This is a genomic window from Afipia massiliensis (assembly GCF_001006325.2).
Classification (GTDB): domain Bacteria; phylum Pseudomonadota; class Alphaproteobacteria; order Rhizobiales; family Xanthobacteraceae; genus Afipia; species Afipia massiliensis_A.
This window is the reverse complement of record NZ_LBIA02000001.1, coordinates 57,084-71,592: the sequence shown is the minus strand read 5'-3', so window position 1 is coordinate 71,592 and position 14,509 is coordinate 57,084. Positions and strand designations below refer to the sequence as shown.

General features: G+C 62.1%; 12 protein-coding genes. 6 read left to right on the top strand and 6 right to left on the bottom strand.

Going from position 1 to position 14,509, the window contains the following annotated elements:
- Positions 1–128: 128 nt before the first annotated feature.
- Positions 129–1,142: an NAD(P)H-dependent flavin oxidoreductase gene (locus YH63_RS00275; protein ID WP_046829341.1), complete on the top strand. Its 1,014-nt coding sequence runs from the start codon at positions 129–131 to the stop codon at positions 1,140–1,142.
- A 134-nt stretch (positions 1,143–1,276) separates the two neighbouring features.
- On the opposite strand, the gene YH63_RS00270 is transcribed toward YH63_RS00275, so the two are convergent.
- Positions 1,277–2,695 carry a protein adenylyltransferase SelO gene (locus tag YH63_RS00270; protein WP_046829342.1) on the bottom strand — a complete coding sequence of 473 codons (1,419 nt, stop codon included), beginning with the start codon at positions 2,693–2,695 and terminating at the stop codon, positions 1,277–1,279.
- A gap of 285 nt (positions 2,696–2,980) precedes the next feature.
- Positions 2,981–3,694, bottom strand: a complete 714-nt coding sequence (locus YH63_RS00265; RefSeq protein WP_046829343.1) for an RraA family protein — start codon at positions 3,692–3,694, stop codon at positions 2,981–2,983.
- Between the two features lie 189 nt (positions 3,695–3,883).
- Here YH63_RS00265 and YH63_RS00260 point away from each other — a divergent pair, with 189 nt between their 5' ends.
- Both YH63_RS00260 and YH63_RS00255 read left to right on the top strand, forming a co-directional pair.
- On the top strand, positions 3,884–4,873 hold the full coding sequence (locus YH63_RS00260; RefSeq protein ID WP_046829872.1) for a hydroxyacid dehydrogenase: 990 nt from the start codon (positions 3,884–3,886) through the stop codon (positions 4,871–4,873).
- A gap of 179 nt (positions 4,874–5,052) precedes the next feature.
- A complete protein-coding gene (locus tag YH63_RS00255; protein WP_046829344.1) occupies positions 5,053–5,658 on the top strand; it encodes a hypothetical protein in 606 nt (201 codons plus the stop codon).
- Here the strand turns inward: YH63_RS00255 and YH63_RS00250 are convergent.
- The 4 genes from YH63_RS00250 to nikR form a co-directional block, all read right to left on the bottom strand.
- Positions 5,655–6,950: an MFS transporter gene (locus YH63_RS00250; RefSeq protein ID WP_046829345.1), complete on the bottom strand. Its 1,296-nt coding sequence runs from the start codon at positions 6,948–6,950 to the stop codon at positions 5,655–5,657. The two genes, YH63_RS00255 and YH63_RS00250, sit on opposite strands and share 4 nt — an antisense overlap.
- Before the next feature lie 148 nt (positions 6,951–7,098).
- Positions 7,099–9,201: a S9 family peptidase gene (locus tag YH63_RS00245; RefSeq protein WP_046829346.1), complete on the bottom strand. Its 2,103-nt coding sequence runs from the start codon at positions 9,199–9,201 to the stop codon at positions 7,099–7,101.
- A gap of 30 nt (positions 9,202–9,231) precedes the next feature.
- Positions 9,232–10,500: a Zn-dependent hydrolase gene (locus tag YH63_RS00240; protein WP_046829347.1), complete on the bottom strand. Its 1,269-nt coding sequence runs from the start codon at positions 10,498–10,500 to the stop codon at positions 9,232–9,234.
- A 51-nt stretch (positions 10,501–10,551) separates the two neighbouring features.
- Entirely contained in the window at positions 10,552–11,007 is a 456-nt protein-coding gene (gene nikR, locus YH63_RS00235; RefSeq protein WP_046829348.1) for a nickel-responsive transcriptional regulator NikR, read from the bottom strand.
- Between the two features lie 422 nt (positions 11,008–11,429).
- On the opposite strand from nikR, the gene YH63_RS00230 reads away from it, so the two are divergent.
- The 3 genes from YH63_RS00230 to YH63_RS00220 all read left to right on the top strand — a co-directional run bounded on the left by YH63_RS00230 (position 11,430) and on the right by YH63_RS00220 (position 14,411).
- On the top strand, positions 11,430–12,335 hold the full coding sequence (locus tag YH63_RS00230; RefSeq protein ID WP_246658103.1) for a tripartite tricarboxylate transporter substrate binding protein: 906 nt from the start codon (positions 11,430–11,432) through the stop codon (positions 12,333–12,335).
- A 69-nt stretch (positions 12,336–12,404) separates the two neighbouring features.
- A complete protein-coding gene (locus tag YH63_RS00225) occupies positions 12,405–12,890 on the top strand; it encodes a tripartite tricarboxylate transporter TctB family protein (RefSeq protein ID WP_046829350.1) in 486 nt (161 codons plus the stop codon).
- 12 nt (positions 12,891–12,902) lie between these two features.
- A complete protein-coding gene (locus YH63_RS00220) occupies positions 12,903–14,411 on the top strand; it encodes a tripartite tricarboxylate transporter permease (protein ID WP_046829351.1) in 1,509 nt (502 codons plus the stop codon).
- Positions 14,412–14,509: the final 98 nt, after the last annotated feature.

The window sequence follows — 14,509 nt, the reverse complement described above, 5'->3', positions numbered from 1 at the left end:
GACGACCTGGATCATGCTGATACGTTCCTTTTCGGAACGGATGGCATGGCAGCCCTGTCGAGCCAAACCATTGTCGCGCCGCGAGCACCTGCGGTAACGATGTCATTAGAACCAATGAGAGGGAACATATGAAAACGGCGATTACGGAAATGTTCGGCATCCAGCACCCGATCATCCAGGGCGGCATGCACTTTATCGGCTTCGCGGAGCTTGCCTCCGCCGTGTCGAACGCAGGCGGCCTTGGCATCATCACGGGCCTGACGCAGAAGACGCCTGAGCTGCTGGCGAAGGAAATCAAGAAGTGCCAGGACATGACCGACAAGCCGTTCGGCGTGAACCTGACTTTCCTGCCGACCTTCGCAGCGCCTCCGTATCCCGAATACATCGCGGCCATCAAGGAAGCCGGCATCAAGGCGGTCGAGACCGCAGGCCGCAGCCCTGAGCAATACATGCCGGCGTTGAAGGCGGCGGGCATCAAGGTCATCCACAAGTGCACCTCGGTCCGCCACTCGCTGAAGGCTGAAGCCATCGGCTGCGACGCGGTCAGCGTCGACGGCTTCGAGTGCGGCGGTCATCCCGGCGAGGACGACATGCCGAACATGATCCTGTTGCCGCGCGCGGAAGAGGAACTGCGAATTCCGTTCGTTGCGTCGGGCGGCATGGCCGATGCGCGCAGCCTCGTCGCGGCGCTCGCGATGGGCGCGCAGGGCATGAACATGGGCACGCGCTTCATCGCCACCAAGGAAGCGCCGGTGCATGACAACGTGAAGCAGGCGCTGCTAAAGGCCACCGAGCTCGATACCCGTCTGGTAATGCGCGCACTGCGCAACACCGAACGCGTGCTGACCAACAGGAATGTCGAGAAGCTGATCGAGATCGAGAAGGAAAAGGGCAAGAGCCTCAAGATCGAGGACATCATGGATCAGGTCGCCGGCGTCTATCCGAAGGTGATGCTGGAAGGCGATATGGACGCAGGCGCCTGGAGCTGCGGCATGATGGTCGGCCTGATCAACGATATTCCGACCTGCAAGGAACTGATCGACCGCATCATGGCAGATGCCGAGTTCATCATCCGCCAGCGCCTGACCGGATTCCTCGACGGCACGTTTGCCGTGTCCGAGCCGCGCAAGAAGGTGGCGTGAGGATCCATTCCCGCCATGTCATTCCGGATCAGCCCGCGCAGCGGGCTGATCCGGAATCCAGTCGAGTTCATCGGAAGTAACTCCTGGATTCCGGGCTCGCTCGCCAACGCTCGCGCCCCGGAATGACGTGTACCTCACGTCAGCCCATACGCCTCACGCATCTGGTCGATGGCCTCAAGTTTGGCGTGAAACACCGACCAGTCATCGCTGTCTGCAATCGGCTTCCAGATGGCTTCGACTTCTTCGATCAGCATCGAACATGCGACGGGCTTGCTGAAATACGCGTGGCTGAGATCGACGCCATCGCGCGGTGAGAAGCCCTGAAAAGCGTCACGAACCGCGCTGAACGCCGGATTCGCGTAGAAATCCTTCGACGGGCTTCCTGCCGCGCGTTCGGCGCTCGCGAGGCCGCCGAACCAGTCGAAGAAGGTCTGCTCGAACGGCGCTTGCGTTTCCGACAGGAAGATCCACAGCGCACGCACCAGTTCGTTGTCGCGCACTGCATCGAGTGACTGGACGCCGAGCCGTCGCAGCATCGCGTCGGTGAATTCCTGGCGAATGGCGGGTTCAAAGACGCCGAGCGCTTTTTCAAGGCTCGGCTGGTCCGTGATGCCGAGCAGGCATTCCGCCAGCCGCGTGACGTTCCAGAACAGCGCATCGGGCTGACGGCCATAGGCGTAAAGCCCGGTTTCGTCGAAATAGGCGGCGGTGAAGGCGGGATCGAGCACGGGCAGAAACCGCCACGGGCCGTAGTCGAAGCTTTCGCCGGTAACGTTGATGTTGTCGGTGTTGAGGACGCCGTGAACAAATCCGGCTGCCATCAGCTGCGCGCCGACGCGGGCGACGCGGCGGCAGACCTCTTCGAGAAATGCGATGGCCCGCGCCGATGCATCGTCGTGCCAGATGTCTGGCATGTAAGTCCTGATCGTGTAGTCGAGCAGCTTCTGGATGTTCGCGGTGTTGCGATGAAACGCTTGCCGCTGAAACGTGCCGATCCGGACATGCGAGTGGCTTAGCCGCACCATAACGGAAGAGCGCGTCGGCGAGGGTTCGTCGCCGCGCTCCAGTGCTTCGCCGGTCTCGATCAAGCTGAAGGTTTTCGAGGTATCGACACCGAGCGCTTCCAGCATGGAAGTCGCCAGCACCTCGCGCACGCCACCCTTGAGTGTCAGGCGTCCGTCTGCGGTGCGCGACCACGGCGTCTTGCCGCTGCCCTTGGTGGCGAGATCGAGCAGGCGGCCCTTGTCGTCGTATAGCTGTGCGAACAAAAATCCGCGCCCGTCGCCCAGCTCCGGATTGTAGACGCGAAACTGATGGCCGTGATAGCGCAGCGCCAGCGGCTCCTTGAAGTTTTCGGCCAGCGGCTGAAATCGTCCGAAATGCGCGATCCATTCCTCGTCGCTAAGCGTATCAAGCCCGACTGTCCTTGCCGCGCGCTGGTTGCGGTAGCGCAGGATGTGATCGGGAAACGCGGCCGCCGCGACGACATCGTAGAATTCAGGACCGAGCGCGGCGTGGCTGGTCGAGGCGCGGTACAAGGGAGACACAGGCATCAGAAACCCAATTTCATTCACCGGTCATTCCGGGATGCGCCGCTCGGCGCAGACCCGGAATCCATTTGTCCGGCAGGTGCGCGGGAGATTCCGGGTTCGCTCGTTTCACTCGCGCCCCGGAATGACGCCTGCCTATAGGACGTCAGAACGGCAGGTGACCGGTCTTGAAATAGGTCATGGCGAGGAACCCGATCACCAGTCCGACGACGACGCCGAGTGCGACTTTCATGGCACAAACCTTCCGTTGATTGCGTGTTGCGAGAAGGCTTGCGCCATCGTCACGCGTTAGTGAATCTCCGCGGCCTTGGCCAGCGCTTCCTTGAGCTTCTCCACGGTGAAGCCGGGATCGCGGGCGATACCCAGGATCGGCTCTTCGCGGCGCTCGCACAGCCGCGCGGCATCGGGGAGTTTCGCCGCGACATTGGCCGGAATCACGACCGCGCCATGGCGGTCTGCATGAATCAGATCATCCGAGCTCACCGTCATGCCGGCGACGCAAACATCCTCGCCGAATCCGGCGAGATGAACATACGCGTGCGAGGGCCCGATGCTGCCGGCCAGCGCCTGAAAGCCCGGCGCCCACGCCGGAATGTCGCGGATCGACCCGTCGGTGACGACGCCAAGGCAGCCGAGTGCCTTGTGCACCGAACTGTTGACCTCGCCCCAGAACGCGCCGAATCCAATGTTCGCGCCGTCGAGATCCTGAATGACGCTGATGCGCGGGCCAAAGCCTGTGCCGCAATATTCGTAATAGGCGGCGCGCTGGGCACGTTGATCGGCCGCCGACAAACTCGACGGCGATGTCGCCCGGATTGTTGCGGTGCGGGCATAGCCGACCATCGGCTGCAAGTCCGGAAACGGGCAGACCAGTGGCTTGGTAGTGAAACCGATCAGCCGGCGTTCGGGCGCGACCACTTCCAGCGCGTTGCAGATGGTCGGCGTGTCCCAGCGTGCCAATGTCTCGAGCAGGGATGCGGGATGGGGCGCGGGCTGGGTCACGGGTTGATCTCCTGTTGTTGTTTTCTGCCGATCCGAACGGTGCGGCGTGGGGAGTTTGCCTTTGCAACGTGATCGCTGCAAGGGCACGGTTCGGCTCCTTTCCCGGCTTGCGGGAAGAGGCGAAACAAGGCGATGATGGGCGACTTGCGCCTCGCGCTGAACGAAAATCAACAAACATCAGGGGATGAAATGGCGACCAACAAGAAGAAACTGCTGATCGTGGAAACCCTGTCGCCCGGTGGTTGGGCCCTGTTGCGGGAGCGCAGCGACATCGAGGCCATCGAGTTTCCCAACACGATCTCTGCCCCGGATTTCAACGAAATGCTGCGGCAGCATGCGCCGGTCAACGGCGTGGCGCTGGGCGGCACGCGCTTCGGCGCGAACGAGATCGTCTCGTCGGGCGAAATGATGGTCGTTACGCGCATTGGCGTCGGTTACGACGCGGTCGATGTCGCGGCACTGAGCGCCCGCAAGATTCCGCTGATGACCACCGGCATCGCGAACTCGCCATCGGTGGCCGAATGCGCACTGTTCATGATGCTGGCGCTGGCGAAGCGCGCGGCTGAACTCGATGCCCTTGTGAAGAGCGGCAACTGGACCAAGCGGCTCGGTGCAATCCCCTTCGACCTGCTCGGAAAGACCGCGCTGGTGGTCGGCTTCGGCCGCATCGGTAGCCGGACAGTGAAGCGACTGGTGGCGATGGAGATGAACGTTCTGGTCTATGACCCATTCAAATCTGCCGCCGAGGTTGAGGCGGCGGGCGCGGAATATGTAACCGATCTCAACACCGCGCTGCCACGCGCCGATTTCGTGTCGATCCATTGTCCGAAATCGCCGGAAACCGTCAATATGTTCAGCACGGCGCAATTGCAGATGATGAAGCCGACGGCTTACCTCATCAACACTGCGCGCGGCGGCATCGTCGATGAAGACGCACTCCATGCGGCGCTGACCTCTGGCAAGATCGCGGGCGCGGGCATCGACGTGTTTGCGCAGGAGCCGCCGCGGCCGGATCATCCGCTGTTCAAGCTCGATAACGTCATCACCGCGCCGCATGTGGCGGGCGTGACGCGCGAGGCGCTCGACCGCATGAGCCTGCAAACCGCCAAGAACATCCTCAGTGCGCTCGACGGCAAACCTATCCGCGAGAATGTCATCAATCAGGATGTGCTGGGCTGAGGCGGAGCTTCGGTTGATCTGAGTGACGTAGTCAGTTTTCGGGTCGTCCCGGCGGAGGCCGGGACCCATACTCCCTGTCAGGGTATCGTGCGAAGAAATGTTCAACGTACCTCTGCAGAGAAAACGGTGGTTATGGGTCCCGGCCTCCACCGGGACGACGTTGTGAGTGACGAGGCCTCATGCCCCTCAAAAACCGCGTGTCGCCGTTCGGTGAAATCGTCGCGACCGCGCATCGCGGTCGCTTCACCGGCAATCGCGGCATCATCCACGATCCGGCGACGAAGACGCTGCTGAACCGTCGCTGGTCGTCGAAGGCGTGGATCACCTGCGTCTGCGAGTTTCGCGGACGCAGGCGCAAGGTGATGGACCGACGAAGCTGGACCGAGCTGTTCTTCCTCGATGAAGCGACATCCTTCGCGGCAGGGCATCGTCCGTGCTTTTACTGCCGCCGGGACGAGGCGACGGCGTTTCGCGACGCATGGGCCAAAGGCAACAGTCGCGCAAAGCCTTATGCGACCGAAATGGACGCCGTGCTTCACGGCGAGCGTCTCGATGGCCGCGAAAAACGGCTGCATCCGTTGGGCGTAGCGGCACTCAAGCTGCCGGATGGCACGATGGTGACCAGTGAAGGCGAAAGCTACCTGATCGCGAACGGCGAAGTCTGGCGCTGGTCGTTTTCGGGCTACAGCCGCGCATTTGCTGATTTGGCTGACGCGAAGCTTTTGACGCCGCCGTCGATCGTTAATGCACTGCGCGAAGGCTATCCGGTGCAGATCGGGCTTTAGGCCGCCTTCGCGATCCGGTCCATGCGCCCCGCAACGGCGCGGACCTTGCCCGGAGCAGCCAGCCAGATCGCGGCGGCGGACAGCGCGCTCACGGCAATGCCGATGATGAAGGCCAGCGTGTAGTCGCCGTAGATGTCATGCAGGATGCCGGTCACCCAAGGCCCTGCCGCGCCGCCGGCCAGCGCGGTGAAGCCGATGGTGCCGAAGATCGTTCCGAAGTGCTTGCCCTGGAAGATCTCGGCAACGACCGCGCCCATGATGGAGGTGAATCCGTATCCGAGGAATCCCTGCACCACGACCATGACGTAAACCAGCAGCAGCGTCGGTGCGAACTGCAACGCGATCAGCGCCGCGAAGCAGATCGCGAAGCCAAGACTCGAAATCGTCCAGATCCATTCGCGGCCGATGCGGTCCGAGAGATAGCCGAGCGCGATCTGTCCCGGGATGCCGATCAGGCTGACCATGCCCAGCGCCCATGCCGCCGAGGTCGAACTGAATCCGATCTCGACGAGATACTTGGTCTGATGCACTTGCACGGCGTACCAGACATAGAGACCGCAGAAATAGCCGAGCGAAATCCACCAGAACCGTGCGGTGCGCACCGCAAGGCCGAGCGTCCAGTCGGTTGCAGCCCATGCCGGATCGACGATGTTCGATGGAGGCGGAATCGTCGTTGCCGTCGGCGCGGCGTCGCCGTCCGGTTGCAGGCCGATGTCCTCGGGGCGTTTGCGTAACAGAAGATTGAGCGGGATCAGCACAACGAGCACGAGAATGCCCATCGCCCAACTCGCAGCGCGCCAGCCGCTCCTGTCGATCAGGAGTTGCACCCAGGGCAGGATGATGATGGAGCCGATGCCGACGCCGGCGAAGGCGAGACCGACAGCGAGGCCACGGCGCCTGACGAACCAGTTAGGCAGAAACAGCGACTGGCCGGAATAACCGAGGCAGATGCTGCCCGCGCCAACGAGGCATCCGATGGTGACATAGAGATGCCACGGCTGCGTCGTCAGCGGCGCGAGCAGGAGGCCGGCTCCCATTAGAACCACGCCAAGTTCCATGACGGTGCGCGGACCGCTGCGGTCCATCAGCTTGCCCATCAAGGGACTGAGCAGCGCCGAGACCAGAAAGCCGACAGAGAACGCGCCCGCGGTGATGCCGCGATCCCAGCCGAATTCATCGACGATCGGCGAGAAGAACAGCGAGAACGAGGTGCGGGCATTCACGCCGATGCCCATGGTGATGAAGGTTACGGCGACAATGATCCAGCCGTAATAGAAGGGCAGGCGGCGCATGCGGGCATTCCGGAAACGAGAGGCAGCGGGTCAGTAACTGAGTATGGCACAGAAAAGCAGCGCGTCACGACGCGCTGCAACGGAATCAAATTGCATCATGAGGGTCTGACGACGGCGATTAAATTACCTGTAAGGTAAGAGGAAAGCTTTAGCTTTCACCATCCGCCAGTCCCACCGCCCACAGCGCAAACGCGTAAACAATCGCGATTTCATCCAGCCTGTTGAAGCGGCCCGATGCGCCGCCATGGCCAGCTCCCATGTTGGTGCGCAACAACACTGGCCCGCCGCCCGTCATCACCGGGCGCAGCCGTGCAATCCATTTTGCTGGCTCCCAATAGGTCACGCGCGGATCGGCGAGGCCGCCCATTGCCAGAATCGCGGGATAGTCTTTCGCCGCGACATTGTCGTACGGCGAATACGACAGGATGGTCTTGAAATCGGCCGCGCTCTCGATCGGGTTGCCCCATTCGGGCCATTCCGGCGGCGTCAGCGGCAGCGACTCATCGAGCATGGTGTTCAGCACATCGACAAACGGGACTTCGGCGACGATGCCCGCGAACAGTTCGCCCGAGCGGTTCGCCACAGCGCCCATCAACATGCCGCCCGCGCTGCCGCCGTGGCCGACGATCCTTTTCGCGGAGGTGTATTTCGCTTCGATCATCGCCTGGCCGGCGGCGGCGAAGTCGTCGAACGTTTTCGTTTTCTTCTCGCGCTTGCCGTCGAGATACCAGCCCCAGCCCTTGTCCGCGCCGCCGCGGATATGCGCGATGGCATAGACGAAGCCGCGATCGACCAGCGACAGCCGGTTTGTGGAGAACGACGCCGGCATAGAGCTGCCGTAGGAACCGTAGCCGTACAGCAGCAGCGGCGCGCTGCCGTCGCGCTTGAGGTCATTGCGATGGAGGATCGACACCGGCACCTGGGCGCCATCGTTGGATGTCGCCATGATCCGCGTGGTGACATAGTCGGCAGGGTTGTGGCCGGACGGAATTTCCTGACGCTTGCGCAAGGTGCGCTGGCGGCTAACCATGTCGTAGTCGAACACTTCCGATGGCGTCGTCATCGACGAGTAGGAGAACCGGATCTGCGTGGTGTCGAATTCGTAGCCGCCAAGGGTGCCGAGCGAATAGGCCGCCTCGTCGAAGGCTATGGCGTGTTCCTGCAGGGTCGCAAGATCGCGGATGACGATGGACGGCAGCGCGTTGGTGCGTTCCATCCGCACCAGATGACCGGAATAAAGCTCGAGATCGATGATATAGGTGCCGGGCCGGTGCGGGATCAGGTCACGCCAGTTCTTGCGGGCTGGTGACGCGAGCGGCGCGGTGACGATCTTGAAGTCGACGGCCTCATCCGCGTTGGTCAGGATGAACAACTGATCGCCGCGATCCGCAACAGAATACTGTACGCCGTCCTCACGCTTTGCGATCAGGCGCGGCTTGGCCTCGGGCGCGCTCAGATCAATCAGCCGCTGCTCGGACGTTTCATGATCGCCGCCCGCAATCACGCAGAAGCGGCCGCTGGCGCTTTCATGAATATGGGTGAACCAGCCGGAGTCGCTTTCCTCGTAGACCAGCGCGTCGTCGGACTGCGGCGTGCCGAGTGTGTGACGATACACCTGCATCGGGCGGTGATTGCCGTCGAGCTTGACGTAGAAGAACGATTTTGAATCCGCCGCCCAGACGATGCCGCCATCGGTTTCCTCGACAATGTCGGCGCTGTCGATTCCTGTTTGCCAGTCACGAACGCGGATGGTGAAATATTCCGAGCCACGGACGTCCGCGCTCCATGCTTCCAGCGTGTGGTCGGGGGAGTGGCGCGCTTCCCCGAATTTGAAGTATTCGGTCTGCTTCGCCAGCTCATCGCCGTCGATGATGAAACGCGCCTCGCCGCCGTCACGGGGCTGCCGGCCGATCTGCTCGTGCTGGCCGCCTTCACGATACTTATGAAAGTACGCAAACGGCCCGTCGGGCGAGGGAACGCTGGAGTCGTCCTCTTTTATGCGGGCGCGCATTTCAGCCACGAGCTTTTGCTGAAGCTCTGTGGTGTGACCGAGCACCGTGTCGGCGTAGGCATTTTCGGCTTCGAGATAGGCCCGGATGTCCGGCTTGAGCACCGATGGTTCGCGCAGCACCTCCTGCCAGTTGTCGTCCTTCAGCCACGCATAATCGTCGATCACGGTGATGCCGTGATGCGTGAAGCTGTGAGGGCGGCGCGGGGCGACGGGCGCAGCCGCGGGAGGGCGAGTGGTCATGAAGATTTGCTTCCGGTGAGAACTTGGAGCTTAGCTATTCGCATTCGGCGCGGATGCAACGCCTGCCAGCGCCAGAACGGTATGCAGCAGCACGTTGGCACCCGCCGTGCAGTCGGTCTGCGTCGCGTCTTCCAGTTCGTTGTGGCTGATGCCGTCCTTGCAGGGCACGAAGATCATCGCCGCCGGAACGACACCCGCCAGATTGCAGGCATCGTGCCCTGCACCGGACGTGATGCGGCGGTGGCTGTAGCCCATTTCCTTGGTGGCAGCCTCAACTGCATCAACCAGCGTGGTGTTGAAGACGGTAGGTTCTTTCCGCCAGATCTGCTGGACATCGATGCTCACCTTGCGGCGGGCGGCGATCTCGGCGACGGCGGCCTGTATGGCGCTATGCAGGCCGTCGAGAATGTTTGATTCCGAACTGCGGATGTCCACCGTGAACGCGAGATCGCCGGGGATGACGTTGCGCGATGGATTGTCGATCTTGATTTCGCCGATGGTGCCGACCGCATTCGGCCCGTGATCGCGCGCGATCTTTTCCACCGCGAGCACAACTTCCGAAAATGCCGCCAGCGCGTCCTTGCGCAGCGGCATCGGCGTCGTGCCGGCATGGCTGGCGAAGCCTGAAATCGTGCCATCGTACCAGATGATGCCCTGGCCGCGATCGACCACGCCGATGGTTTTGTTCTCGGCCTCCAACAATGGGCCCTGTTCGATATGCAATTCGACGAAGGCGCTGAATTTTTGTTTCCCCACCGCATCTGCGCCGCGATAGCCGATGGTATCGAGCGCGTCCGCGACGGTGATGCCGTCGGCATCCTTCCGGCCGAGAATATCGTCGGTGGTGTAGTCGCCGGCATAGGCGGCGGAGGCCATCATCGCCGGCGCGTAGCGCGAGCCTTCCTCGTTGGTCCAGTTGCAGACGCAAACCGGAATGTCGGTCTCGATCCCGGCATCGTTCAGGGCGCGGACCACTTCCAGCGCGGCCAGCGTGCCAAGGATACCGTCATACTTGCCGCCGGTCGGCTGGGTGTCGAGATGCGAGCCGATCCCGATCGGCGGCTTCGACATGTCGCGGCCGGGACGGATCGCGAACATGGTGCCGAGCGCATCGACGCGGACTTCGCAGCCCGCTGCCTCGCAGGCGGCGCGGAACCAGTCGCGCACCTGCTTGTCCTCTGCGCCCAGAGTAAGGCGTTTCACACCGCCTTTCGGAGTGGCGCCGAATTTTGCGGTTTCATGAATATCGCCCCAGAGGCGCGCGGAATCGATCTGAAGATTGGATCTGGCTTTTGTCATAATGGATCGATACCGCAGGTTTGTGCCGGAAACATCTCCGGAAATGGAGGGTCAGGTGTGCCGGTGCGCCGGACGCTTGCGCGCAGCGGAGGGCTTGGCGCCGGGGTCGGTGGGGATCATCACCACGCGGCCATAGCGTACCCCGCGTTCCGCGATGACATGATCGGCCAGATGCTGCACATCGGTAGTCCGGCCCTTCAGCGCGGTGATCTCCATGCAGTTGTCGTTGTCCAGATGCACATGCAGCGTCGCCAGCGACAGATCGTGGTGATCGTGGAAATTGTTGACAAGGCGGCTGGAGAGATCGCGCGCGGCGTGATCGTAGACATAGACCAGCGCGGCGACGCATTCGCCGCCGGCCTTTCCGGCATCCTGTGCGGCCTGCTGCATCCCGGCCCGGGCGAAATCGCGGATGGCCTCGGAACGATTCTGATAGCCGTGCTGCTCGATCATGCGGTCCAGGTCCGCCATGAGATCGTCGTCAAGGGTGATGGTAACGCGGTGCATTGAGGGCTCCGTTGGCAACGGCCGGGTGCTGATGGTTCCATGACCATAGCCGATCCGCGACGCCGTTGGGCTCGATTCGATGATGTCAAAAGAGGCAGGATTTCCGGGGCACGCGCGGTGCGGTGTCTGAATGTGGGGCGGTCTGTTTCGCTAAGCGAACGAGAGGTAGCACATTCTGGGATTATACGACGCAGTGGCCTGATGCGTCGCAATAACTTCGACTTCATGCGTCTCCTTGCTTTTCTTTCGCGCCGATTTCGGGGATCATCACTCCATAAAAATAGAACAAGACAGGTTCGGACATCATCACGAACCTCCAAGGGAGAAATGATCATATGGCTTATCGAAGCGTAACGACTTATCGAACCGTACTGAAGACCGGATTGGCAGCGGCTGCGTTCGCAGCGGTTTGCGGTGTCGCGATGGCGCAGGAGTATCCCATCAAGCCGATCACACTGATCGTGCCCTGGCCCGCGGGCGGCTCGACCGACATTTCCATGCGCGCGATCGCCGAAAGCGCCTCGAAAATTCTCGGGCAGCCGGTTGTGGTGGACAATAAGGCCGGCGGCGGCGGCACGGTCGGCCCGGCGACGATGGCTGCGGCGGCGAAGCCGGACGGTTACACCATTTCGCAGATCCCGATCACGGTTTTCCGTCTTCCGCTGATGCAGGACGTGTCGTGGAATCCGGAGAAGGATTTCACTTACATCGTCCACCTGACCGGCTACACCTTCGGCGTGACCACCAACGCGGAATCGCAGTTCAAGACCTGGAAGGATGTGGTCGATTTCGCCAAGGCCAACCCCGGCAAGGTGACCTATGCGACACCGGGGGCGGGAACATCGCTGCATATCGGTATGGAGCAGATCGCAGGCAAGGCCGGAATCAAGCTGACGCAGGTGCCGTTCAAGGGCGGCGCGGAGACCAACGCCGCAGTGCTCGGCAACCACACCATGCTGCAGGCTGATTCCACCGGTTGGCGGCCGCTGGTCGATGCGGGCAAGCTGCGTCTCTTGATGGTGTGGACGTCGAAGCGTTCGCCGAATTTCCCCGATGCGCCGACGCTCAAGGAACTTGGATACGACATGGTCTATGACTCGCCGTTCGGTATCGCGGGCCCGAAGGGCATGGACCCGAAGATCGTCGCCAAGCTGCACGATGCCTTCAAGAAGGCGATCGAAGACCCGGCGGTCATCGCGACGCTGGCGAAGTTCGACATGGTGGCAAATTACAAGAACACCGAGGAGTACAAGAAGTTCGTCGCCGAGGTCACCAACTCCGAACGCAAGGTGATCGATACACTCGGGCTCGCCAAAAAGACCAACTAAAGGTCTGCGTGCTTAATGCAGGGCTCGCGCTTGCCGCGGGCCCTGATCTGACGCTGGGGGAGATGGGCGATGGCAGAGGCGGGCCGTGCAAAAAGCGGGCTGAACAACTCCGAACTATGGGGCGGGCTGGTCGGGCTCGCGCTCGGCATGTTCGTGATCTGGTCGGGCTACAAGCTCAAGATCGGCAGCATCAACGATCCCGGATCGGGCTTCGTCCTGTTCTACACGGGCATCCTGATGTGCCTGTTCGCGCTGTCGATCATTGTCGCGGCAGTCACGGAAGGCGGGCCGACCGTCGGGTCGCTGTGGGCGGGAACGCGCTGGACCAAGCCGCTGATCGTCACCGCATGTCTGTCACTATTCGCACTCCTCCTTCAGCCGCTCGGATTTCTCCTGTCATCGATCCCGCTGCTGTTGCTGCTGTTGCGTGTCATCGACCCGGTGCGCTGGACGCTGGCGATTCCGCTCGCCGTACTGGCGCCGCTCGGCGTCTGGTGGGTATTGAAGCGCGCGCTCCTTATCCAGTTGCCTTCGGGCATTTTCGGTATCGGTTGATCGGGCAAGCTCATGGATGTTCTCGTCAACGTCTCGCACGGTCTCGGCGTCGCGCTTCAGCCGGTCAACCTGCTGTATTGTTTCATCGGCGTATTCATCGGCACGCTGGTCGGTGTGCTGCCAGGCATCGGTCCGATCTCGGCGATGTCGCTGCTGCTGCCGGTGACGCTGTCCGGCACGCCCGAGTCCGGCATCATCATGATGGCCGGTATCTACTACGGCTCAATGTATGGCGGCTCGACCACGTCGATTCTCGTCAACATTCCGGGCGAGGCAGCGTCGGTCGTGACTTGTCTCGACGGTCACCAGATGGCGAAGCAAGGCCGGGCCGGGCCGGCGCTCGGCATCTCCGCGCTCGGATCGTTTATCGCGGGCACGTTCTCGCTGATTGCATTGATGCTGATCGCGCCTTCGCTCGCCAGCGTCGCGGTTGCGTTCGGCCCGGCGGAGTATTTCAGCCTGATGGTGCTCGGCCTTGTGGTTCTGACATTCCTCACCCAGGGCTCGATGGCCAAGGCGCTGCTGATGGCGTGCATCGGCGTCGTGCTTGGTCTGATCGGGCTGGACAGCATCAACGCGATGCCGCGGCTGACATTCGGCCGTCTCGAACTGATCGACGGCATCGGCCTGGTGCCGGTGGTGATGGGCCTGTTCGGCGTCGCCGAAGTCCTGATCAATATCGAGCAGGTCATCAAGCGGGACGTCATCAGTGCGAAAATCTCGCACCTTTTGCCCAGCAAGGCCGACTGGAAGGCCAGCGCCGGGCCGATGGGGCGCGGAACGATCCTGGGGTTCTTCCTCGGCATTCTGCCGGGCGGCGGCGCGGTGGTTGCGTCATTCGGCTCCTATGCGCTGGAGAAGCGCCTGTCGAAAACGCCGGAGCGCTTCGGCAAGGGCGCCATCGAAGGTGTCGCCGGGCCCGAAGCGGCCAACAACGCCGCGGCGGGCGGCGCGTTCATTCCGCTGCTGACGCTGGGAATTCCGCCGAACGTCGTGATGGCGCTGCTGCTCGGAGCCTTCGTCATTCACGGCCTGCAACCGGGGCCGCTGCTGATCACCCAGAATCCCGGATTGTTCTGGGGCATCATTGCCAGCATGTATATCGGCAACGTCATGTTGCTGATCCTCAACCTGCCGCTGATCGGCATGTGGGTGCAGTTGCTGAAGCTGCCCTACAACGTGCTGTTTCCGATGATCCTGCTGTTCACCATCGTCGGCGTTTATTGCAGCAGCAACAATGTCTTCGACGTCTATGTCATGGTCGGATTCGGCGTCATCGGCTACCTGATGCGCAAGTTTGGATACGAACCGGCTCCGCTGGTTCTTGCATTCGTGCTCGGACCGCTGATGGAGAACAACCTGCGCAAGTCGCTGATCCTGTCCCAGGGCGACCTGATGACATTCGTGCAGCGCCCGATCTCGGCGGTCTGCCTCGTAGTGGCCGCGATCCTGCTGATCGCGCCTTTGCTGCCGGCGCTGCGCAAGAAGCGTGAGCTGGTCGCGCTGGACGAGGGGGCCTGACGGCGGGTGTGGCGGTCGCAAGTCCGCATCATCGTTACCGCACCCTCTGTTTGCGGACTTGCGAGCCAAATGAAGCGAACTTCGGATCGGGGCACTAG

Coding starts and splice junctions, on each gene's coding strand:
- YH63_RS00245 (WP_046829346.1), bottom strand. CDS start 9,201: ATGACCACTCGCCCTCCCGCGGCTGCGCCCGTCGCCCCGCGCCGCCCT.
- YH63_RS00240 (WP_046829347.1), bottom strand. CDS start 10,500: ATGACAAAAGCCAGATCCAATCTTCAGATCGATTCCGCGCGCCTCTGG.
- YH63_RS00250 (WP_046829345.1), bottom strand. CDS start 6,950: ATGCGCCGCCTGCCCTTCTATTACGGCTGGATCATTGTCGCCGTAACC.
- YH63_RS00270 (WP_046829342.1), bottom strand. CDS start 2,695: ATGCCTGTGTCTCCCTTGTACCGCGCCTCGACCAGCCACGCCGCGCTC.
- nikR (WP_046829348.1), bottom strand. CDS start 11,007: ATGCACCGCGTTACCATCACCCTTGACGACGATCTCATGGCGGACCTG.
- YH63_RS00225 (WP_046829350.1), top strand. CDS start 12,405: ATGGCAGAGGCGGGCCGTGCAAAAAGCGGGCTGAACAACTCCGAACTA.
- YH63_RS00255 (WP_046829344.1), top strand. CDS start 5,053: ATGCCCCTCAAAAACCGCGTGTCGCCGTTCGGTGAAATCGTCGCGACC.
- YH63_RS00230 (WP_246658103.1), top strand. CDS start 11,430: ATGGCGCAGGAGTATCCCATCAAGCCGATCACACTGATCGTGCCCTGG.
- YH63_RS00275 (WP_046829341.1), top strand. CDS start 129: ATGAAAACGGCGATTACGGAAATGTTCGGCATCCAGCACCCGATCATC.
- YH63_RS00220 (WP_046829351.1), top strand. CDS start 12,903: ATGGATGTTCTCGTCAACGTCTCGCACGGTCTCGGCGTCGCGCTTCAG.
- YH63_RS00260 (WP_046829872.1), top strand. CDS start 3,884: ATGGCGACCAACAAGAAGAAACTGCTGATCGTGGAAACCCTGTCGCCC.